Raw genomic sequence first — 20685 nt, 5'->3', positions numbered from 1 at the left:
CACCGGTCAGGCGGTTGACCCGGCGGTCAGGCGGTGGATCCGGCGGTCAGGCGATGGATCCGGCGGTCCGGCGGTCGATCCGGCGGTCAGGCGGTCGGTTCGGCGACGAAGACGGGGATCTCCCGGTCGGCCTTGAGCTGGTAGTCGGCGTAGTCCGGGAACGCCGCGACGGCCCGCTCCCACCAGGCGCGCCGCTCCTCGCCGGTCACGACGCGTACCGCCATGTCCCACCGCCGCGTCTCGTCGCGCAGCTCGATCCGGGGGGAGGCGATCAGGTTGTGGTACCAGACGGGGTGCTTCACGGCCCCTCCGTTGGAGGCGACGAGCGCGTAGGCGCCCTCGTGCTCCACCCGCATGAGCGGGGTCTTGCGGAGCTTGCCGCTCTTCGCGCCGACGCTCGTCACGAGGACCACGGGCAGGCCGCGCATGGTCGTTCCCCGGGTCCCGCCCGACGACTCGTACTCCTCGACCTGCTCCCGTACCCACTGCGACGGACTGGGCTCGTAGGTTCCTTCGAGCGGCATGCCGTTCTCCTCTCCTCGTCGTCCGACGGCGGCCGGCCTCTCCGGAGTGCGCCGTTCCTCCCACTTCATCATGGTCGCCGCCGGTGCCACCAGGGGAGACGGCCCGATGTGCCCTCTCGGTCGGGCGCCCGCCCGGTGGTCGACGGGAGGTCAGGGGGCCGTCCGACGTGCGGTGTTCTCCCGCCACTCACGGCCGATCGAGCGCATCAGGGCCGGGTAGACCCCGAGATACCGGAACGGCTTGATGCCGATCATGTACAGGGTGCCGAGACGCCCGTTGGGCTTGACCAGGACGGCCATCTGGCCCCGGTAGCCGCCGTGGCCGTCGGGGACCCAGGCGATGTGCATCACGCCGTGCATGGTCTTGTTGGCGTACTCGGCGGCCCACTCGTCGTGGGTCTGGAAGACCGAGGTGAAGGGGGCCGAGCTGAGGTCGGGGCCGCGCGGCCCGTCGCGCAGGTCGTCCGGCAGCCGGTCGCGCAGGGTCGCCACCCGGCCGCCGACGCCCGCGTCCGGCCCGTCCCAGCCGAGCAGCCTGCCGAGCTTCCAGCGCACCGCGAAGAGGAAGCGGCCCACGGGGTTGCCGCCGTCGGGTCCCTCCGTCCCGCCCGCCATCTGGGCGACCAGGTGCCGCAGGTCGTCCGGTCCGCCCGGCGTCGGCAGGGCCCACAGGTCCTCCAGCCGGAAGTCGCCGGCGATCTCGTGGATCCGCCAGGGGCGGGAGGTGTGGTCGGTCGGGGGGAGGCGCAGAGCGTTCATGACGGACCCCTGTCTATACGGTGGCGTATAGATCGAGCATAGCCCTCTCTATACGGCGCCGTATACTCGGGCTGTCATTCCAGTCGTCGTCATCGCGTGAGGGGAGGTGCGGCATGGGCGTGATCCGCACGCCGCGGGCCAAGTGGGTCGAGGAGGGGCTGCGGGCGCTCGCCGCCGGCGGACCCGAGGCCGTCCGGGTCGAGGTCCTCGCCCAGGCCCTCGGCGTCAGCAAGGGCGGCTTCTACGGCTACTTCCGCAATCGCGCCGCGCTCCTCGCCGAGATGCTCGACACCTGGGAGCGCGGGGTCACCGAGGACGTCATCGCCCGGATCGAGCGCGACGGGGGCGACGCCCGGGAGCGGCTCGGGCGGCTCTTCGACGTCGTGGGGGCGGCCGAGGCGCCCGTGACCAGCGCCGGAGTCGAACTGGCGGTACGCGACTGGGCCCGGCGTGACGAAGGCGTCGCGGAGCGGCTCCGCCGGGCCGACAACCGGCGCATGGACTATCTGCGCGAGCTCTACGGAGCCTTCTGCCCCGACGAGGGCGAGGTCGAGGCCCGCTGCCTGATCACCTTCTCCCTCCGGATCGGTGACCACCTCATCGCCGCCGACGACGGCCCGCGCACCCGCGCGCAGGTCCTCGCCGCGGTCCGGGAGCGCTTGCTGGCCCGGCCGGCGCCGCCCGTCAGCTCCTGACCGCCTCCGCAATCCGCAGCGCGGCCTCGGCGGGCGTGAGGTGCGTGGTGTCCACGACCTCGGCTTCCCCGTGCAGCCAGGATCGGGCCGCCTCGGCGTACGGGTCCAGGTGGGCGAGGCGGAAGGGGGAGTCGGGGCCGACGACGGTGTCCCCGGCGATGCGCCCCCGGAGGGTCTCCCGGTCGGCGTGGAGGACGAAGTGGCGTACCGGAATGGAGTGGCGCGCGAGTCCCGAGCTGATCTCCCGCCAGTACTCCTCCACCAGGACGGTCATGGGGACCACCAGCGTGCCGCCGGTGTAGTCGAGGACGTGGCGGGCGGTCTCGACCACGAGCGGCCGCCACGGGGGCCAGTGCTGGAAGTTGTCCGTCTCGGGCAACCCGGGTGAGATGTCCATGAGCGTCTCGCCGACCTTCTCGGCGTCGAACACCCGTGAGTCCGGGATCAGTTGCCGCACGAGCGCGCTCGTCGTCGTCTTGCCGGCGCCGTGCGTGCCGTTCAGCCATACGATCATGGCCCCACGCTAGCGGCGCGCGGGATCGGTCGTCGTGAGGACGCCGATCTTGTCGATGCGGTGCTCGGGGTTGCCGAGCGCGTCCCGCCAGAAGTTGCCCGCCGCGTCGTCCTCCGGAGTGGCACAGGTGGAGAGCGTGATCATGGCGCGGGTGGGGCGCTCGCCGGGAGCCCCGGGCACGGCGGCCCGCTGCTCGGCGAGGGAGCGGGCGGAGCGGAAGGAGGTCGTACGGGTCTCGGTGATCCGGTACGTGTACGTGGTGCCTTCGGCGGTGACGCGCACCAGGTCGCCCACGTCGACGTCGGGCAGGTCGCGGAGCGCGCCCCCGGCCGAGAGGCGGTGCGCGGTCACCTGGTAGTTGCCGACGTCGCCGGGTCCGACGCCGCCGTCCTTCCCGTACGGGCTGGCCGCCACGCCCCGGTCCTGGATGCGGGTGCCCGCCCGGTCGTCGGTCTTCCCCTCGTACGGCACGACGCGCAGGTCCGTCACCCCGATCGCGGGGATGTCGAGCTCGGCGGGGCGCGGGCGCGGGGTGGGCGCGGCGGCCACCGGTTCCGGCTGCCCGGCGGTGCGGGCGGGCGGTGGCCTGCTCGCGGCGGGCGCGGGTTCCGGCGGGGCGGCGTCCGAGGAGGCCGGGGCGCCGGAGCCGGCGGTGGCGGCGCAGCCGCCGAGGAGGGCGACGAGCAGCGCGAGGAGGATGCTCGCGACGGCCGCCGAGGTGGTGGCGCGGCGGGTACGGCGGGTACGGGTCATGGCTCTCGACCGCCTGGGCGTGGAGGGCACCTGCGTGCGTGCAGGGGGGAACGACGGGCCGGCGCGCCGTATTCCCGGGTCCCCGCTCTCGAAGCTCCTTATATTTTTGCAGGCTCTGCATTTTTGCGTACCATGCATCCATGGTGGAGGGGGTGCCTGCCGAGAGCGGGCTCAGAGAGCGCAAGAAGCGGGCGACGCGGGCCGCGCTCGTCGAGGCGGCCGTACGGCTGGCGGCGGAGCGCGGTGTCGAGAACGTCACCGTGGACGCCATCAGCGCGGCGGCGGGGGTCTCGACGCGTACGTTCTTCAACTACTTCGACTCCCGTGACGAGGTCTTCGTCATGGTCGGCGCGGACGCCGGCGACCGGGTCCGCCGGGCCGTCCTCGCCGCACGGCCCGCACTCTCCCCGCTGGAGGCGCTCCGCGACGCCCTGGCCTCGGAGCTGGAGGAGGTGGAGCAGCAGCAGGAGCTGTGGTGCCTGCACGCCGAGGTCCTCCGCAAGGCGCCGCAGCTGCTCGCCCGCAGGATCGGCGCCCACATGGCCGACGAACTCGGCCTCGCCGAGACCCTCGCGGAACGCATGGGGGCGGGCTCGCCGCTCTTCGCCGAGGAACGCCCGGCCTTCGCGTCGCCCGAGGAGGAGGAACGGCGGCGCGCCCTGGGGCTGTACCCGCGCCTCCTGGCGGCCGTCGGCGGTACGGCCGTGCGCGTCGCCGTCGAGCACTGGTCCGTCCGTCAGGGGGAGGCCGTCTTCGCGGACGTGTTCCGGGAGACGTTCGAGCACCTCGCCGCGGGCCTTCCGCTCCCGGAGCCGCCGCCCGCCCCGCGCACCCCCGCGCCCCACGAACCCCCGCGATCCACGAAACACTGAGAAGAGAAGCTGTGAAATCACCAGCCACGGCGCCGGCCGAGGCGTCTCCTGCCGCCGCGATGTCGGACCGGCAGATACTCCAGGCCATGTCCGGCCTGATGGCGGGCATGTTCGTGTCCATCCTCGCCGGCACGGTGGTCGCCAACGCGCTGCCCCGGATCATGGCCGACCTGGAGGCGACCCAGTCCGCCTACACCTGGGTCGTCACCGCCGAACTGCTCGCCATGACGGCCACGGTGCCCCTGTGGGGCAAGCTCGCCGACCTCTACAACCAGAAACTCCTCCTCCAGATCTCCCTGGGCCTGTTCGTCGTCGGCTCGCTGCTCGCCGGGTTCTCCCAGGAGGTCGGGCTGCTCATCTTCAGCCGGGTCGCCCAGGGCATCGGCGCCGGCGGACTCACCGCCCTCGCGCAGGTTGTGATGGCGGCGATCATCCCGCCGCGCAGGCTCGGCAAGTACGCCGGCATCTTCGGCGCCGTCTTCGCCGTCGGCACCGTCGCGGGACCGCTCATCGGCGGCGTCCTCGTGGACACCTCCTGGCTGGGCTGGCGCTGGTGCTTCTTCATCGGCGTCCCCTTCGCCCTGCTCGCCATCGTGCTCCTCCAGCGGACGCTGAAGCTCCCCGACCTGCGCCGCGAGGCGAAGATCGACTACCTGGGCGCCTTCCTGATCGTCGCCGGCGTCAGCGCGCTCCTCATCTGGGTGTCGCTGGCCGGCAACAGCTTCGACTGGGCCTCCTGGCAGACCGCCGCCCTCACCGGTGGCGGACTGGTGCTGCTCGTCGCGGCGGTCTTCGTCGAGTCCCGCGTTCCGGAGCCGATCATCCCGCTCGGCATCTTCCGCAACCGCACCGTCTCGCTCACCACCGTCGCCAGCCTCTTCGTCGGCCTCGCCATGTTCGGCGGCACCGTCTTCCTGTCGCAGTACTTCCAGATCTCCCTGGGGAAGTCCCCGACCGTCGCCGGCCTCATGAGCCTGCCGATGATCCTCGGCCTCCTCGTCTCCTCCACCGTCGCCGGACAGATCATCAGCAAGACCGGCAGGTGGAAGGCGTACCTGGTGGCCGGCGGCCTCACCATGACCGCCGGTCTCGGACTCCTGGCCACGATCGACGCCGACACGCCCTTCGCCCTGACCAGCCTCTACATGGCCGTCATGGGCATCGGCGTCGGCATGCTGATGCAGAACCTCGTCCTCGCCGCGCAGAACGACGTACCGGCCACCGAACTCGGCGCCGCCACCTCCGTCCTCTCCTTCTTCCGCAGCCTCGGCGGCACCATCGGCACGAGCGTGCTCGGCGCCATCCTCGCCAACCGGGTCGCCACGGAGATGAGCAAGGGCCTCGCGGACGCCGGCGTACCGGCCGGCGCGGGCGGGGGCGGACACGGCGCGATGCCGGACATGACGGCGCTCCCCGGCCCGATCCGGGAGATCGTCGAGCACGCCTACGGCGTCGCCACCGGCGAACTCTTCCTCATCGCCACGCCCTTCGCGGCGCTCGCGCTGCTCTGCGTCCTCTTCGTCAAGGAGAAGCCGCTGAAGACCACCAGCGGCATGCAGCGGCTCGCCGAGGAAGCCGGCGACGGCGACGGCGACCGGGACGGCGCCGGCGGCCCGTCCCGGGCGACCACCGACGTCCCCGGGTAACCTCGGCGACCGGCCGCGCGCACCGCGGGCCCGCAGCACCACATCGGCCTCCCTCGCCCTCCGGGGCGGGGGAGGCCGATGCCGTCCGCCGCTGTCACCTGCCCACGGGATCGCCGTCCGAGCCGTCGTTCCGGCCGACGAGCGTGACGTGGCCGCCGTGGTGCAGGGGGGTGCTCAGACGGACTCGGTTCACCTCCTGGCCCGACTCCGCGTCGATCAGGTGCACTTCGCCGTGACCGCCCCGGGTGACGGCCACCCAGTCGGAGCCCGGCGAGGCGGCGACGGCCCGGCGCTCGACCCCCTCCCAGGGGGTGCCGCCGCGCCGTGGCGCGCCGTCCATGGCGGGGAGGGGGACGCGCCGCGGGGTGAAGTCGCCGTCCAGGAGCACGAGTTGGTCGCCGTCGGGGTGGACGCGGCTGAAAGCGGTGGAGTTCCGGGCGAGAGCCAGCCGGAAGACCAGACCGGGGCCGAGTTCGGTCTGCCGGGTGCGGCCCGTGTCCAGTTCGTGGTACCAGGCGTGGTTCGTCCACTCCGGCCACCGCAGCGGGTCCGACGGGCCGCCGCGCAGGGTGCTCCACAGGGCGCGTCGCCGGGTGTCGAGGCGGAGGTACCAGCCCCGCGCCGGTGACCCCCACGGGATCGTCGCCTCGGCCACGAGCCGGTCGTCCTTCCTGCCGGCCGCCCGCACCCCGGCGCCCGTGGCCGCGAACACCCGCCCGGAGGCGGGGTCGTGGGCGTCGCCGTGCCCGTCGTCCGGCAGCGGCAGGAGTGCGTGGGGCGTGACCACCGGACAGCCGGGCGGGGCCGCGAGGAGCTCCGCGAACCGGTGGACCGCGAGCGCGCCCGGCTCCCTGTGCCGCAGGACGACGAGCGGTCCGCCGCCGCCCAGGACCGTCACGCCCGGTTCGCCGACCCGGGTGCGGACCCGGGCGGCGTCGCCGGTGCTCAGGTCGACGACCGTCAGGAGGTCCGACCACGGCTCCGCGTTCTCGCCCAGGCCGGTCGTGACGGCCAGCAGTCGTCCGGAGGGATCGCAGGCCAGGTGCTCGGCCGGTACGGCGACCGGGACCGCGCGCTCCACGAGCCGGTCGCCGAACGGGTCGAGCACCAGGAGTTCTCCCCGGCGGTCGTCGACACAGGCCACCCGTCCTCCCGGCAGCGCCAGGAACCCGGCGTGCTCGGAGAGATGGCGGCCGGTGAGGTGCCCCGTCACGGTGCCGTCCGGGACCGACAGCGCGTACACGGAGCCGGCCATGTGGTCGGAGACGAGCAGGGCGGCAGGGGGTGTGCGCATGGGTCCTCCAGAGGTTTGATGAAAACGATTATCATGTATGTTCGGTGCGTTCCAGACCCCGAAGAGGAAGCGAGGGCGTCGATGTCGCACGCACCGTCGAGATTCGTCCGCAGTTGGCTCACCGTCGCCGTGGCGGGTTCCGTCCTGGTCGGCTGCGGTTCGTCCCCGGGTGAGCGCGAGGCCGGCGGCGACGCCGCGCCGCGCGCCAGGACCGAGGTCACCGTCGCGCCCATCAAGGCGGCCACGGAGGTCACCGACGCGAAGGGCGTCACGATCTCCCTGGAGAAGCGGCCGGAGCGGATCGTCTGTCTGTTCGCGCTCTGCGACGACATCCTGACCGAACTCGGGATCGTCCCCACGGCCACCAACAGCGCGCTGCTCGCCCACCCCGACTTCCTCGGGGAGAGCCGGGCCGGCGAGGTCGCCGTGGTCCCCGGCGGCTTCATCGCCCCGGAGGTGGAGGCGATCCTCTCCCACAAGCCCGACCTCGTGATCGGCCTGGGAGACACCCACGGCAAGCTCGCCCCCGCGCTGAAGGGCGCCACCACCTTCTGGGCCATGCAGCCCGAGAGCTGGGAGGACAGCGTCGGCTACCTGCGCGACACCGCCGCCCTCACCGGCCGCACCGCCCAGGGGGAGAAGGCCGAACGGGCCTTCCGCGCCAAGCTCGCCAAGGCCGAGCAGACCCCCAGCGACAGGACGGCGCTCATCATCTACGGCAGTGACGAGAACTTCGGCGTCGCCACCCCGGACGCCGACGTGACCGCCGGACTGTTCCCCAAGATCGCCGCGTACCCGTGGAAGTCCCGGGGCGTGGAGGGAAGTTACAGCCTCGAGGAAATCCTCGCCAAGGACGTCGACGTCCTGTTCGTCGAGACGATGAGCTTCGGCGGCGGCGACGGCAAGCTGTCGGAGAAGCTGGCGAAGAACCCCCTCTGGAGCAAGATCCCGGCGGTGAGGAACGGCGACGTCCACGAGGTGAACTCAGAGGTGTGGGCCAAGGGGCGCGGTACCCGCTCGATGGGCATCGTCCTCGACGAGGCCACGGCCGCACTGCGGTGAGGCCCACGCCTGAGCCGGGTCCGGCTTCCGCGCGCGCCTCGGTGACCGCACCGGGTCCGGCTCCCGAGCGCGCCCCGGAGCCGGAACCGGCCCCCGCCGCGCCCGCCGGTCCGCCGGTGCTCGCGCCGGGCGGCGAACCGCGCCCCCGGCGCCGTACCCGCGCACGCCAACCCCTGCTGGTGGTCGGCCTGTTGATCGCCGCATCGGTCTGCTCGCTGTGCCTCGGTACGCCCTCCGTCGCCCCGCACCGGCTCGTCGCCGCGGTGCTGGACGGGGACACGACACTCGCCGGGATCGTCGTCACCGAACTCCGCGTCCCGCGCCTGCTGCTGGCGCTGATCGCCGGAGCATGCCTCGGCGCGGCCGGGCTCGTGCTCCAGGAAGCGCTCCGCAACCCGCTGGCGGTGCCGGAGATGCTGGGCGTCTCCTCGGGGGCGGCGCTCGGCGTCGCCGCGCCCCTGGTCCTCGCCCTGTCGGTGCCCGCCGCGGTACAGCCCCTGCTCGCCCTCGGCGGCGCCGCGCTCGGCGGCGGCCTCACCCTGCTCGCGGCCGGCCTCGGGCGCAGCCCGTCCGCCGTGCTGCTGACCGGCGCCGCCGTCGCCGCCGCCCTGCAGGCCGCGCTGCTCGTCCTGATGGTCATGGCGGACCAGCTCGACCTCCAGCTCATCTACCGCTACCTGCTGGGGTCGCTCTCCGCCCGGACCTGGGACGACATCGCGGGCCTGTGGCCGTGGCTGCTCGTCGCGGTCCCCGCCCTCGTGCTCTGCGCGCCGGTGCTCTCGGTCATGAGGCTGGGCGACGAGGACGCCGAGGCGCTGGGCGTACGCGCCCGGCGCGCCCGGCTGTTCGCGCTGGCCGTCGCCGTCGTGCTGATCGCGCCGGTCACGGCCGTGTGCGGGCCCGTCGCGTGGGTGGGGTTCCTCGCCCCGCACCTGGCCCGGTGGTTCGACCCCGCCTCGGGGGCGGTGCGCTGGCTGCCCTGGTCGGCCGCGTGGGGCGCGGTCGCCGTGGCCGTCGCCGATGTCCCCGCCCGGCTGGCGCTGGCCCCCGTGGAGACCCCGGCCGGCGCCTGGACGGCCCTGCTGGGGGTCCCCGTGGGGGTCGCCCTGATGCGCACGGGCGGCGCCCGCGGCCGGACCGGCGGAAGAGGCACGGCCGCCGCGCCGGGCGGGTTGGTGCCCCGGCGCGTGCCCGTGGCGCGCGACCCCGCCCCGCCGCCCGGGGACAAGACCGCGGCGGAGAGGACCGCCGTGGAGAGGGCCGGGGTGGAGAGGACCGCCGTGGAGAGGACCGGGGTGGAGCAGACCGGGGTGGAGCAGACCGGGGTGGAGAAGTCCAGGGCGGGGAAGACCGGGGCGGAGAAGTCCAGGGTGGAGCAGACCGGGGCGGAGGAGGCCCGGTGAGCCGGCGGTTCGCGGTCCTCGCCGTCCTGCTGGTCGTCTGCGCGGGCGCGGAGCTGGTGGCCGGGCGCGGCATGGCCCCGGGGGCCGTCTGGGACGTGCTCGCCGGTGGCGGCGACGCGACGGGCCGGCACATCCTCTGGCGGCTACGGCTGCCGAGGACGCTGGTGGCGCTGGGCGCGGGCGCCTCCCTCGCGGTGGCCGGCCTCGTTCTCCAGTCCGCGCTGCGCAACCCCCTCGCCGGGCCCGAGGTGACGGGGGTGACCCCGGGGGCGGTCCTCGGGGCCGTCACCGCCACCGCCCTGGGCCTCGCCGGATGGGACACGCCGCTGGCCGTGGTGCTCGCCGCCTGTGCGGGGGGATGCGCGGGAGCCCTGCTGCTGCGGCTGCTCGCCGGCCGCGCGAGCGGCGACCCGGCCCGTACCGCCGTCCACGGAGTGCTGGTGACGGCGGTCCTCGGCGGACTGACCGCCATGGTGCTGCTCGTGGCACCGGGCGAACTCGGCAGCGTCGTGCAGTGGCTGGTCGGCACCACCGAGGGCCGGGTCTGGGACCACTGGCACCTGCTGTGGCCGTGGGCGCTGGTCTGGGGCACCGCGGCCTGGCTGCTCGCCGGGCCGCTGACCCTGCTGCGCTGCGGCGACGACATCGCCCTGGCGGCCGGCCTCGCCGCCCCGCGCGCCCGGACCCTGGCCCTGATGTGCGCGGTGGCGCTGACGGCGGGCGCGGTCGCCGCGGTCGGAGCGCTGGGCTTCGTGGGGCTCCTCGTCCCGCACCTGGCCGTCGCCGTCTTCGGCGCCGACCTGAGGGTGAGCCTTCCCGGCGCCGCCCTGCTGGGCGCGGTGGTCGTCTGCGGGGCGGACGCCGCGGCGCAGCTGCTCTCGCGGTTGCCGGCCGAAGTGCTGGGCGCCGGAGGGCTGTCGCTGCCGGTCGGCGCGCTCACCGCCTGCCTGGGCGCCGCCCTGCTGCTGGTCGTCGTGCGCCGCGCGCCCGGCGGTTCGTTCTGAGAGTCGACGGAGGACCGGAAATTGACCACGACCACGAGCACGACCACGAGCGGATCGGTCACCGCCGGCGAGCCCATGGGGATACACGTCGAGGGTGTTCACCACGGCTACCCGGGCAGGCCCGTGCTGCGGGGCGTCGACCTGACCGTGCGCCCGGGTGAACTGACCGCGCTCATCGGCCTCAACGGCTGTGGCAAGTCCACTCTGCTGCGGCTGGTCGCCGGACTGCTGCGGCCGGACCGGGGGCGCGTCCTGCTCGGTGGCGACGACCTCGCCCGCCTCTCCCGGCGGGCCACGGCCGCGCGCGTGGCGCTCCTGCACCAATCGGCCCCGCCCGTCCCGGGCATGACCGTCCGTCATCTGGTGCGGCAGGGGCGCTACGCGGCCCGTGGCCCGCTGGGCATGCTCCGCGAGGGCGACGATCCCGTCGTGGCCCGGGCGCTGCGGGACGTCGGGGTGGAGGAGTGGGCCGACCGCGAGGTCGACGCGCTGTCGGGGGGCGAACGGCAGCGGGTACGGCTGGCCATGGCGCTCGCCCAGGACACCCGCGTCCTGCTGCTCGACGAGCCGACCACGTATCTGGACCTGCACCACCAGCTCGACGTGCTGCGGACGGTGGTGCGCCTGCGGGCGGAACGCGGGCTGACGGTGGTCATGGTGCTCCACGACCTGGCTCACGCGGCCCGGTTCGCCGAGCGGCTCGTCGCGCTGCGCGAGGGCCGCGTGGTGGCCGACGGGGCCCCGAAGGAGGTCGTCACCCCGGGGCTCCTCGCGGACGTGCTGAGGGTGGCCGGCCGGGTCGGTACGGACCCCGAGGGCGGCTGGCCGGTGTGTTACCCAGATCACCCTCTGCCCGAGTCGACCGAGCTAGAAAATGAAAATCATTTCAATTAGTGTTCCGGGTGTGGCGCTCGACCGAACGCCCCATCTCCCTTACGAACAAGGAGAGTTCATGAACAACGAGCAGATCTTCACGCCGATCGCCGACCCGGGTCAGCTGGCCCACGCCTCGGCCACCCACTCCAACGCCCTCGTCGAGAACCCCTTCGAGGACGGCGTCGAGGCTGCCGAGGGCACCGAGAAGTAAGGGAGGGCTTCCACCCCTCCACCGTGGGCCCGCCCGTCGCCGTACGGGCGGGCCCACGCCTGTTCACCCCCGTTTCCCAGGTCAGGAGTTCGTCGTGTCCCGCAGCCGGCTCGTTCCCGGTGTCGAAGTCGTCGCCGTACCCGGGCGGGGCCTCGCCGTCCGCACCGCCGAAGGGGAGTTCCTCGGCGTCAGAACGCCCGGGGCGGCGGACGAGAGCGCGCTGCTCTCCCTGCTCTCCGGCGCCGGTGCCACCATCCCTCCGGGGAAGGAACTGATCGCTGTGGTAGAGGCGTTCGAGGAAGCCGGGTACCTGGCGGACGAACCGCCGCCGCCCGCGCCGTGGCCCGCCGACCGCCGCGCCGTCCTGCTCCTCGGCACCCCGGCACTCACCCGACCGCTCGCCGCGCACCTGACCGCCCTGGGCGCCGAGCCCCGGACGGCACCGGCGACGACGGCCCCCGACGCGCCGCCGCCCGCGATCGAGGACCTGCTCGACGGCGACCCCGCCGCCGTCGTCTGGTGCCTCGACGGCCCCGTCCCCGAGGGACTGTGGGACGCCGCCGACCGGCTGCCCGCGCACGGCGTGGCCTGGCTCCGCTGCCACCGCGAGGGCTGGCAGGCGTACGTCGAACCCCTCGCCGCCGCCCCCGGAGACGTCACCGCCGCCCACGTCCGCGCCCGCCGGCTCGCCGCCACCCCCGCCCACCGCGAACTCGCCGCCTACTGGAGCGGGCCCCGCACGGCGGGCGCGCCGGTCGACCTCACCGTTCCCGCCGCCGCGCTCCTCGCGGCCCTGCTGGCCGACGACCTCGCCCGGTGGGCCACCGGAGCCGACGCCACGACCGGAATCCCGGCCCGCCGCCGGCTCCGGCGGGTGGACCTGCGCACGCTGACCGTCACCGAACACCCCGTGCTGCCGGTGCCCGCCGTCCTTCCGCCGGCCGTGCTTCCGGTGCCCGCCGCCCCTCCGGTGCCCGCCGTTGTGGCGGTGCCCGTCGGCACGGCGACGCCCACCGTGACGGCGAAGCCCGCCGCCCCGACGACGCCGGGGAACGACGGATGACCTCCCCGGACGAGCGCACGACGGTCGTACCCCGCACGGCCCCGCACACCGCCGTGCCCCGTACGACCGCGCGCACGGCCGTCCCCCGTACGACCCTGCGCACGGTCGTCGCGGGCGACCTCGCCACGGACGTGCTCCTCCCGGAAGGCAGCGGTCCCTTCCCCGCCGTCCTCGTCCGCACCCCGTACGACCGTGCCCGGCACCTGGCCGAAGCGCGCGGCTGGGTCCGCCACGGCTTCGCCGCCGTCGTCCAGGACGTGCGGGGACGGTTCGCCTCGGCGGGGGAGTGGCGACCGTACGAGAACGAGACGGCCGACGGGGCGGCGACCGCGCGATGGATCCGGCGACAGCCGTGGAGCGACGGCCGGTACGTCGCCGCCGGCGCCTCCTACGCCGCCCACTGCGCCCTCGTCCTCGCCCTCGAGGGGCCCGGCGAGGAGCCGGGAACCCGGCCGGACGCGGTCATCGCCGCCGTACCCGCACTCGGCGCGGCCGAGACGGCACGCGAACCCTCCGGGCCGGAACGGCTCCTGGCCCGCGCCGGCTGGTGGGCCGCCCACGGCGACCGGCGCGACTCCGACGACGGCGCGCTGGACAAGGCCCTCGCCACGGACCCCGCCCTGCTCACCCACCTGCCCCTCACCCGCCTTCCCGAACGACTCGGGCGGAGCCTGCCCTCCTGGGCCGGCCTGTGGCGGCACCGCGAACGAGGCCGGCTCGTCTCCCGCGCGGCGCGCGCCACCGTGCCCCTGCTCGCGGTCGGGGGCCACCACGACCACTTCGCCGAGGACACCCTCGCCCTGTGGCGGAACTGGGGCGGGCCCTCGGCCCGTCTGCTGCTCGGCCCGTGGGGACACGGCCTCGTCACCGCGCCCGGCCCGGACGCCGGCCCCGCCCACCGGATCGCCCTCGGCGCGCTGTACGCGCGCTGGGCCCACCGCGCCCTCGCCGGCGCCCTCACCCCCGGCCGCCACGGAGCGGTGGCGCTGGGCGGCGCCGACCTGTGGCTCCCGGCGGGAAGCGGGGGAGGGCGGGGGGAAGGCGCGCCGACACGCGAAGGGGTGCCGCGCACGCAGCCCTTGACGATGCTGACAGGTTCCCGCTTCACCGCCGACCCCGAGCGGCCGGTCCGCTCCGACGACCTCAGCGTGCCCACCGGGGGCGTACCCGACCGCTGTCTGCTGGCCGGTCCACCGCTGCCGTACCCGCTCGACGCCGTCGGGCCCGTACGGGTACGGCTGCGGGCCGGCGCGGACACGCCGTCCGCCGACTGGGCCGTCCGGCTCGTCGCGCTCACCCCGGAAGGGAAGGGCGAGCGCCTGTGCGTCGGCGTGCTGCGCCGCCGAGGACCGGCGGACAGCGCGTTCACCGTCGAGCTCGGCCGGATCGCGCGCCGGCTACCGGCCGGCACCCGGCTGCGGCTGGAGATCGCCGGCCACCACTTCCCGGCCCACGCCCGCAACCCCCACACCGGAGACGACCCGGTCACGGCCGAACGGCTGCTGCCCTCCCGGCGGGAAGTCGACCCGGAGAGCGTGACGCTCACCCTGACCGTCCTCGCCCCCGTCTCCGGATCCGCTTCCGCGCCCCCTGCCACCTCCCCTTCCGAGCCCCTCGATCCCGCCAAGGAGATCCTGCGATGACGCCGTCGCCACTCCCGCCGCAACTGCCGCTGGAAGCACTCGTCGACCCCGTGTGCGGCATCGTCCGCGAGGTCAAGGCCGTCGACCACCCCGTGGGCGCCCCGCCCCGCTACACCGCGTTCACCGCGGAGATATCCGACGCCCGCAGACTCGGCCTGTGGCCCGCCGACCGGGTCTCCCTCGGCACCACCTTCGGCGACCCCGCACAGGCCCGGATCGCCGCGATAGCCGAGGGGGTGGAACGGTACTGCGGCAACCGGGTGCCCCCGCCCGGCCACCCCGACGCCCCCCTGCGCGCCACCGCCACCGAACTGGCCGGGAAGGGCCTGCGGCTCTACGGCCCCGACGACCTGCCCGCGTACGCGCCCTGGCAGTACGGCCGGGACGGGTTCCCGTACCGCCCCTTCACCGCCGACACCCCGTCGCTGTGGACGCGCGGCACCGAGCGGCTGCCCGGCGGACGTACGGCGGAGGTCTGGGCACCCGTCGCCCTCACCCACCTCAACTGGCGCCAGGGCGAGCTGCGGGAACTCCCCCGCACCCACCACCTCAACTACGCCGGCATCGCCACCGGGCAGGGCCACGAGGACGCCGTCGAACGCGGCCTGCTGGAGGTCGTCGAGCGCGACGCCCTCGAACTGTGGTGGCACCTCGACGGACCCACCCGCGGCATCGACCCGGCCACCGTCCCCGGACTGACGGCGGACCTCGCCGGATCGGGGCTCGACGTCCACCTCGTCGAGATGCCGTCCGAGTTCGCGCCGTGCGTCGCCGCGCTCGTCCACGACCCCGCCCTCGGCCTGTACGCGGCCGGCTTCGCCTGCAAGTACGACCCCGCCGAGGCCGCCCGCAAGGCCGTCCTCGAAGCGGTCCACACCTGGGTCTTCACCCAGGGCCTCACCGGCCCCGACGGCTGGGTCTTCCAGGCCGTGGAGGCGGGCCTGCTCGCCCGCGGCCTGTACCTCGAACACCGCGCCGACGGACGCTATCTGGACGCGTGCGGCGAGCGGTTCGAGCACGTACGGGACCTGGGCGCGCACGTCCAGGTGTGGCTCGACGAACGGATGGCGGCCGAGGCCCGCCGCTTCACCGCCCCCGCCCACGGAACCGTCCCTGTCGACGCCGTCGAGCCCGGGAGCCGGGAGCGGCTGGAGCGCGCGCTGCAGGCGGGCGGCCACCGGCTCATGACCTTCGACCTGACGACCGAGGACGTGGCCGAGACGCCCCTGAGCGTCGCCCGGGTCCTGGTCTCCGGGCTCCTCCCCAACGCCCCCGCCGCCTTCGGCTACTTCGGCTGTCCCCGCCTCGCCGAGACCGCCCTGCGCAGGGGCTGGCGCACGACCGCCCCGAGCGCCCCCGAGGACTACACGCTGGCGCCTCCGCCCCACATGTGAGGACGGCGATGGAACACCTCGACGACGACGGCCGCACGGCGGACGTGAAGCGGCTCCGTCGTGACGGGCCCCAGGGCGCGCGCGACCGCGGGGACAGCGCTCCGGCGGATCTCCCCACCGTGCTCGCCCACGCCCGATCCGCGCGCCGGCCCGGCCCCGACACGCCCGCGGGTCCGCGCGTACCGGCCTGGCCGGGGCGGCCGTCGCCCCTTCCGGGAGCCGGACCGGGCCGGCTCGATCTGGGCGGCCTGCTGCGTCTCTCGCTGGCCGCCTCGGACGGCTCGGGGCGGTTGCGCCCGGTCCCCTCCGCCGGGGCCCTGCACCCGGTGGACACCGAGCTCGTCGTGGGCGCCGGCTGCTCCCTGCCACCGGGCCGCTACGGCTACGACCCGCTGCGCCACCGCGTCCACCGCCTCGGCCGGGAACCCGACGGCACGCCGCCGGGCGTGACCGTCGAACTGTCCGTGACCGCCCGGCGTACGGTCTCGCACTACGGCCACCGCGCCTGGCCGCTGCTGCTCCTCGACACGGGCCACGCCGCCGCGGCGGTCGTCCTCGCGGCCCGCGCGCTGGGCGCGGGCGCGCCCGAAGTCCGGCTGGACGGAGCCGCCGCGCGTCCGCTCGCCGCCGTACGCGTTCCCGCACCCGCCGCGACGTCCCCGGCCACCACTCACACGTCGGGTCGCACTCCGACATCCCCGGCCACCGCCCACCCGCCGGGTCGCAACCCGACCTCACCGGCGACCGCCCATCCGCCGGGTCGCACCCCGACGTCCCCTGCCACCGCGCACCCGCCGAGTCGCACCCCGACGCCCGGGGAACTGTTGGCCCGCCGCAGCACCCCACCCCCCCTGCCACACACCGCCCCCGCCCCGGAGGCGCTGCGCGCGGTGCTCGACAGCGCCGTGCGCGCCGGCGGCGCCGAGCTGCGGTGGTGCGTCGCCGTCGGCACCCCGGAGCCCTGCCTGCTGGAACCGGCCCCCGGCGGAGCGCCCCCGCGCCGGTTCGCGGCGGGCGAGGCCCGCCCGACCCTCGCGGCCTGGGCGGGCGGCCAGGCGTGGCTCGCGGACGCGGGCGCCGTCCTCCTCGCGCGCGGCTGCCCCGCGGACGCCGACGCGGCGCACATCGTCCGCACCCACCTGCGGGCCGGGTTCGCCGTCCACCTCGCCCACGTCACGGCCCTCCACCACGGCCTGGCCGCCCGGCCGGTGGGCTCCTGGCAACAGGCGGACCTCGGCGCCGCGCTCGGCGCCCCGCCCGGCCAGGACTGGATCGTCCACGGCCTGGCCCTCGGCGCGCTCCCCACCACCGCCACCACCGCCCCCGCCGCCCCCACCGGTTCCCGTCCCTTCCCCGCCGCTCTCCCGGCCCCAGAGGAGAAGAACCCCGCATGATCGTCCACCCCGAACTCCGCCGCGCCGCCCGCCGCGCCCGGCGACCGCTGCTCCACGCCACCCTGCTGCAAGGCGCCGTCACCCTCACCCACCTGGGACAGGCGACCCTGCTCGCGCTCGCCCTCGCCGACCTCGCCCGCGGCCACACGGCGCGGCTCCCGTGGCTGATCGCCGCGGTCCTCGCCGTCGTCGCCGGCCGCGCCGGGCTCGGCACCTGGCAGCGGCGCACCGCCACCCGTGCCGGAGCCGACGTCAGGGTGGCCCTCAGGGACGAACTCCTCGCCCACCTCGGCCGCCTGGGCCCCGCCCACCTGACCTCCGCCGGCCTCCGGCCGGGGGGTCCCCCCTCGCGCGCCGGAGCCGTCCGCACCACCCTCGTCGACGGCGTGGAAGGCGTCGACGCCTACGTCTCCCGCTACCTGCCCCAGCTCCTGGTCACCCTGACCGTGCCGCCCCTGGTGCTCGTCGGCCTGGCCATCGTCGAACCGGCGGCGCTGCTCGGGCTCGTCCCCGCCCTGCTCCTCGCCCTCGTCGGCCCCCGCGCCTGGGACCGACTCCTCGCCGCGCGCGGCAGGGAGCACTGGGACACGTACGAAGGGCTGGGCGCCGACTACCTCGAAGCCCTTCAGGGCATGCCCGCCCTGCGGGCCGCCGGAGCCGTCGGCCGCACCCGCGCCCGCCTGGAGGACCGCTCGGCGGCCCTGCACCGGGCGACCGTCGCCAAGCTCCGCGTCTCCCTGGTCGACACCGCCCTCACCGATCTCGCCGTCCAGGGCGGCACCGCGGCCGCCGCGCTCCTCGCCTGCTGGTCCGCCGTCAGCGGTTCGACCACGGCGACCGGCACCTACCTCGTCCTGCTGCTCGCCTCCGAGTGCTTCCGGCCGGTCCGCGACCTCGCCCGCGAGTGGCACGCCGGATACCTGGGCCTGTCGGCCGCGGACGGGATCGCCGCACTGCGGACCGCCGCACCGGCCGTCCGCGACACCGGCACGGTCCCCGCCGTCTGGCCGACGCCGCCGGAACTCCGCTTCGAGGACGTGCGGTTCACCTACGCCGACGCGTCCGCGCCCGCCCTCGACGGGGTCTCCTTCACCGCCCCGGCAGGCCGTACCACCGCCGTCGTCGGCCCCTCGGGCGCCGGCAAGTCCACCCTGCTCGCGCTGCTCCTGCGCCACCACGACCCGAGCGAAGGCCGCATCGTCCTCGGCGGGCGCCGTACCACCGACTACGCCCTCGACGCGCTCCGGCAGGGCGTCGCGGTGGTGTCCCAGGACACGTACCTCTTCCACGCCACCGTCGCGGACAACCTGCGCATGGCCCGCCCGGACGCCACGGACCAGGACCTGACCGCGGCGGCCCGCGTCGCCGGCGTCCACGACGAGATAGCGGCCCTGCCCGACGGCTACGCCACCGTGCTCGGGGAACGCGGCGCCGGCCTGTCCGGCGGGCAGCGCCAGCGGCTCGCCCTCGCCCGCGCCCTCGTGGCGAACGCCCCCGTCCTCGTCCTCGACGAGGCGACGAGCTCGGTCGACGAACGCCGCGAGGCGTCCATCGTCCGCGACCTGCTGCACGCCGCCGGCGAGCGCACCGTCCTGGTGATCGCCCACCGGCTCGCCGCCGTCCGGCACGCCGACCACATCGTCGTCCTCGACGGGGGCCGCGTGGACGCCGTCGGCGACCACACCGCTCTGGCCGAGGCCGGGGGCGTCTACGCCCGGCTCGTCGAGGCGGGCCGTACCACCCAGCGAGGAGAGCACGCCGCATGAGCCGGACCGTCAAGGCCCCCACAGACACCGACACACCCACTCCCACTCCCGCTCTCACCCCCGCCCCCGAAGCCGCCGCGCCCGAGCGCGGCTCCCTGCGCGCCCTCCTCCCCGCCCTCGCCGCGCACCGCGCCATGACGGCCCGTACCTGCGCGGCCGCGCTCCTGGAGCAGGGCTCGCTCGTCGCGCTGGTGACCCTGGCCGCCCACACGGTGGGCACGGCCGTCGTCGAGGCGCAGGCCCCGACGTCCGGTACCGTCGGCGTGCTCGTCGCTCTGGTCCTCGTACGCGCCCTGACGACCTGGCACGAGATGGACCTCTCGCACGACCTGGCGTACCGGGTGCTCGCGGCGCTGCGGGTACGCGTCTTCGACGGGCTCGCCCGCAGCGCGCCCGCCCGCATCGCCGGCCGGCGCAGCGGGGACCTCGCCGCCACCGCCATGGCCGACGTCGAGGCACTGGAGTTCTTCTACGCCCACACCACCGCGCAACTCCTCGCGGCGGGCACGGTCTTCACCGGCGGCACGGCGTTCCTCGCGGTCCTGGAACCGTGGCTGCTGACCGCCGTGCTGCCCGCGGCGGCCCTGCTCGCGGCGGCCCCCTTCGCCGACGCGCGCGGGCGCGCGGAACGCGGCGCCCGCACCCGTACCGCCACCGCAGCCCTCTCGGCCGACACGGTGGAGACCGTCGACGGACTGCGCGAACTCCTCGCCCACGGAGCCCTGCCCGGCCACCGTCGGCGCCTGGCCGACCGTGGACGGCAGCTCGGGGACGCCCAGCGCGCCGAGGCCACGTGGGAAGCGGCGGCCGCCGCGCTCCGCGAGCTCCTGATCGTGGCGGCGCTGCTCGGCGTGGTGGCGGCGGCCGCGCACGCGGCGGCCTCCGGCAGGCTGCACGGCGCGTGGGCGCCGGCGGCGATGGCGCTCGCCCTGGGCCTCCTGGTCCCGGTCGCGGAATCGGCCCGCTCCCTCAGCCAGGCCGTCTCCCTGCGCGCCGCCGCCTCCCGCGTCGGCGCGGCCGTGCGCGCCCCCGCCCTCGCTCCGCCACCGGCCTCGCCCCGGCCCCTGCCGCCCGGGCCGCTGGGCGTCCGGCTGCGCCGCGTCGGCTTCGACTACGGCGGGGGCCCCGTCCTCGACGGCGTCGACCTGACCGTCAGGGCGGGGGAGACGCTGGCCCTGGTCGGCGCGTCGGGCGCCGGCAAGTCGACCTGCGCCCACCTCCTCGGCCGCTTCTGGGACCCGACCGAGGGCGAGGTCCAGCTGCTGCCCGCCGACGGCGTCCCCCTCGACCTGCGCGAGCTGAGCGACGCCGACCTCCGCCGGGCCGTCGCCCTGGTGGGCCAGGAGACCCCCCTCTTCCACGGAACCCTCGCCGAGAACCTGCGGCTCGCCGCCCCCGACGCCGACGACACGCTCCTCGCCGAGACGGCCCGCCTGTGCGGCGTCGACCGCATCGCCCCCCTGACCACCCCGGTCGGCGAACGCGGCGCGACCGTCTCCGGCGGCCAGCGCGCCCGCATCGCCCTCGCCCGCGCCCTGCTGGCCCGGCCGCGCGTCCTGATCCTGGACGAGTCCACCGCCCACCTCGACAACGAGAGCGACGCCCGACTCGCCTCCGCGCTCCACCACCAGGGGCGTACGACGCTCGTCATCGCCCACCGCCGCGCCACCATCCGCAGGGCCGACCGCATCGCCGTCCTGGAAGCCGGCCGGATCGTCGAGGAGGGCACCTGGCGGCAGCTCACCGCCACCCCCGACAGCGCCCTGAACCGCATCCTCGCCGACACCACCCCCTGACCGGGGGCGCGGCTGA

18 protein-coding genes and 1 pseudogene are annotated in these 20685 nt (G+C 75.6%); 14 read left to right on the top strand and 5 right to left on the bottom strand.

The window, feature by feature from the left end; translation table 11 throughout:
• Window positions 1-86: 86 nt before the first annotated feature.
• On the bottom strand, window positions 87-524 hold the full coding sequence (locus tag ACIGHB_RS19020) for a nitroreductase family deazaflavin-dependent oxidoreductase (protein ID WP_360309674.1): 438 nt from the start codon (window positions 522-524) through the stop codon (window positions 87-89).
• Between the two features lie 150 nt (window positions 525-674).
• Entirely contained in the window at window positions 675-1283 is a 609-nt protein-coding gene (locus ACIGHB_RS19015) for a DUF2867 domain-containing protein (RefSeq protein WP_360309672.1), read from the bottom strand.
• A 113-nt stretch (window positions 1284-1396) separates the two neighbouring features.
• On the opposite strand from ACIGHB_RS19015, the gene ACIGHB_RS19010 reads away from it, so the two are divergent.
• Window positions 1397-1978, top strand: coding sequence for a TetR family transcriptional regulator (locus ACIGHB_RS19010; protein WP_399914414.1), 582 nt, complete (start codon window positions 1397-1399; stop codon window positions 1976-1978).
• Here ACIGHB_RS19010 and ACIGHB_RS19005 read toward each other — a convergent pair.
• Together ACIGHB_RS19005 and ACIGHB_RS19000 are read right to left on the bottom strand one after the other, a co-directional pair.
• Complete coding sequence (locus ACIGHB_RS19005; RefSeq protein WP_399914412.1) at window positions 1968-2492, bottom strand: AAA family ATPase; 525 nt, start codon at window positions 2490-2492, stop codon at window positions 1968-1970. The two genes, ACIGHB_RS19010 and ACIGHB_RS19005, sit on opposite strands and share 11 nt — an antisense overlap.
• A gap of 9 nt (window positions 2493-2501) precedes the next feature.
• Window positions 2502-3245 carry a sortase domain-bontaining protein gene (locus tag ACIGHB_RS19000; RefSeq protein ID WP_399914410.1) on the bottom strand — a complete coding sequence of 248 codons (744 nt, stop codon included), beginning with the start codon at window positions 3243-3245 and terminating at the stop codon, window positions 2502-2504.
• 140 nt (window positions 3246-3385) lie between these two features.
• On the opposite strand from ACIGHB_RS19000, the gene ACIGHB_RS18995 reads away from it, so the two are divergent.
• Complete coding sequence (locus ACIGHB_RS18995; protein ID WP_399914408.1) at window positions 3386-4117, top strand: TetR/AcrR family transcriptional regulator; 732 nt, start codon at window positions 3386-3388, stop codon at window positions 4115-4117.
• Between the two features lie 59 nt (window positions 4118-4176).
• A complete protein-coding gene (locus ACIGHB_RS18990; RefSeq protein ID WP_399915010.1) occupies window positions 4177-5763 on the top strand; it encodes an MDR family MFS transporter in 1587 nt (528 codons plus the stop codon).
• A 94-nt stretch (window positions 5764-5857) separates the two neighbouring features.
• Here ACIGHB_RS18990 and ACIGHB_RS18985 read toward each other — a convergent pair whose 3' ends face one another.
• Entirely contained in the window at window positions 5858-7057 is a 1200-nt protein-coding gene (locus ACIGHB_RS18985; protein ID WP_399914406.1) for a hypothetical protein, read from the bottom strand.
• Window positions 7058-7138: 81 nt separating this feature from the next.
• Here ACIGHB_RS18985 and ACIGHB_RS18980 point away from each other — a divergent pair, with 81 nt between their 5' ends.
• From ACIGHB_RS18980 to ACIGHB_RS18930, 11 genes and pseudogenes are all read left to right on the top strand, one after another.
• Entirely contained in the window at window positions 7139-8119 is a 981-nt protein-coding gene (locus ACIGHB_RS18980) for an ABC transporter substrate-binding protein (protein ID WP_399914404.1), read from the top strand.
• 191 nt (window positions 8120-8310) lie between these two features.
• A pseudogene (locus ACIGHB_RS18975) lies at window positions 8311-9363 on the top strand (FecCD family ABC transporter permease); the annotation flags it as partial.
• A 155-nt stretch (window positions 9364-9518) separates the two neighbouring features.
• Entirely contained in the window at window positions 9519-10526 is a 1008-nt protein-coding gene (locus tag ACIGHB_RS18970; RefSeq protein ID WP_399914402.1) for a FecCD family ABC transporter permease, read from the top strand.
• 75 nt (window positions 10527-10601) lie between these two features.
• A complete protein-coding gene (locus ACIGHB_RS18965; RefSeq protein ID WP_360309838.1) occupies window positions 10602-11420 on the top strand; it encodes an ABC transporter ATP-binding protein in 819 nt (272 codons plus the stop codon).
• Between the two features lie 58 nt (window positions 11421-11478).
• Window positions 11479-11613: a streptamidine family RiPP gene (gene amiA / locus ACIGHB_RS18960; protein WP_360309656.1), complete on the top strand. Its 135-nt coding sequence runs from the start codon at window positions 11479-11481 to the stop codon at window positions 11611-11613.
• 94 nt (window positions 11614-11707) lie between these two features.
• Window positions 11708-12676, top strand: coding sequence for a hypothetical protein (locus ACIGHB_RS18955; RefSeq protein ID WP_399914400.1), 969 nt, complete (start codon window positions 11708-11710; stop codon window positions 12674-12676).
• Window positions 12673-14319, top strand: a complete 1647-nt coding sequence (locus tag ACIGHB_RS18950; protein ID WP_399914399.1) for a CocE/NonD family hydrolase — start codon at window positions 12673-12675, stop codon at window positions 14317-14319. Before ACIGHB_RS18955 ends, ACIGHB_RS18950 begins: the two co-directional genes overlap by 4 nt.
• The gene (locus tag ACIGHB_RS18945; RefSeq protein ID WP_399914397.1) at window positions 14316-15713 is read left to right on the top strand and encodes a YcaO-like family protein; all 1398 of its coding nucleotides are present in this window, start codon (window positions 14316-14318) and stop codon (window positions 15711-15713) included. Before ACIGHB_RS18950 ends, ACIGHB_RS18945 begins: the two co-directional genes overlap by 4 nt.
• Window positions 15714-15721: 8 nt before the next feature.
• Window positions 15722-17107: a SagB/ThcOx family dehydrogenase gene (locus ACIGHB_RS18940; protein ID WP_399914395.1), complete on the top strand. Its 1386-nt coding sequence runs from the start codon at window positions 15722-15724 to the stop codon at window positions 17105-17107.
• Window positions 17104-18873: an ABC transporter ATP-binding protein/permease gene (locus ACIGHB_RS18935; protein WP_399914393.1), complete on the top strand. Its 1770-nt coding sequence runs from the start codon at window positions 17104-17106 to the stop codon at window positions 18871-18873. The genes ACIGHB_RS18940 and ACIGHB_RS18935 overlap by 4 nt, the downstream gene beginning before the upstream one ends.
• Window positions 18870-20669: an ABC transporter ATP-binding protein gene (locus ACIGHB_RS18930; RefSeq protein ID WP_399914391.1), complete on the top strand. Its 1800-nt coding sequence runs from the start codon at window positions 18870-18872 to the stop codon at window positions 20667-20669. The genes ACIGHB_RS18935 and ACIGHB_RS18930 overlap by 4 nt, the downstream gene beginning before the upstream one ends.
• The last annotated feature ends 16 nt before the right edge of the window (window positions 20670-20685 follow it).

Source organism: Streptomyces sp. NPDC085460, from assembly GCF_044541975.1.
Classification (GTDB): Bacteria; Actinomycetota; Actinomycetes; order Streptomycetales; family Streptomycetaceae; genus Streptomyces.
Note: the sequence above shows the minus strand (reverse complement) of the source record. Positions and strands in the feature narration are given on the sequence as shown.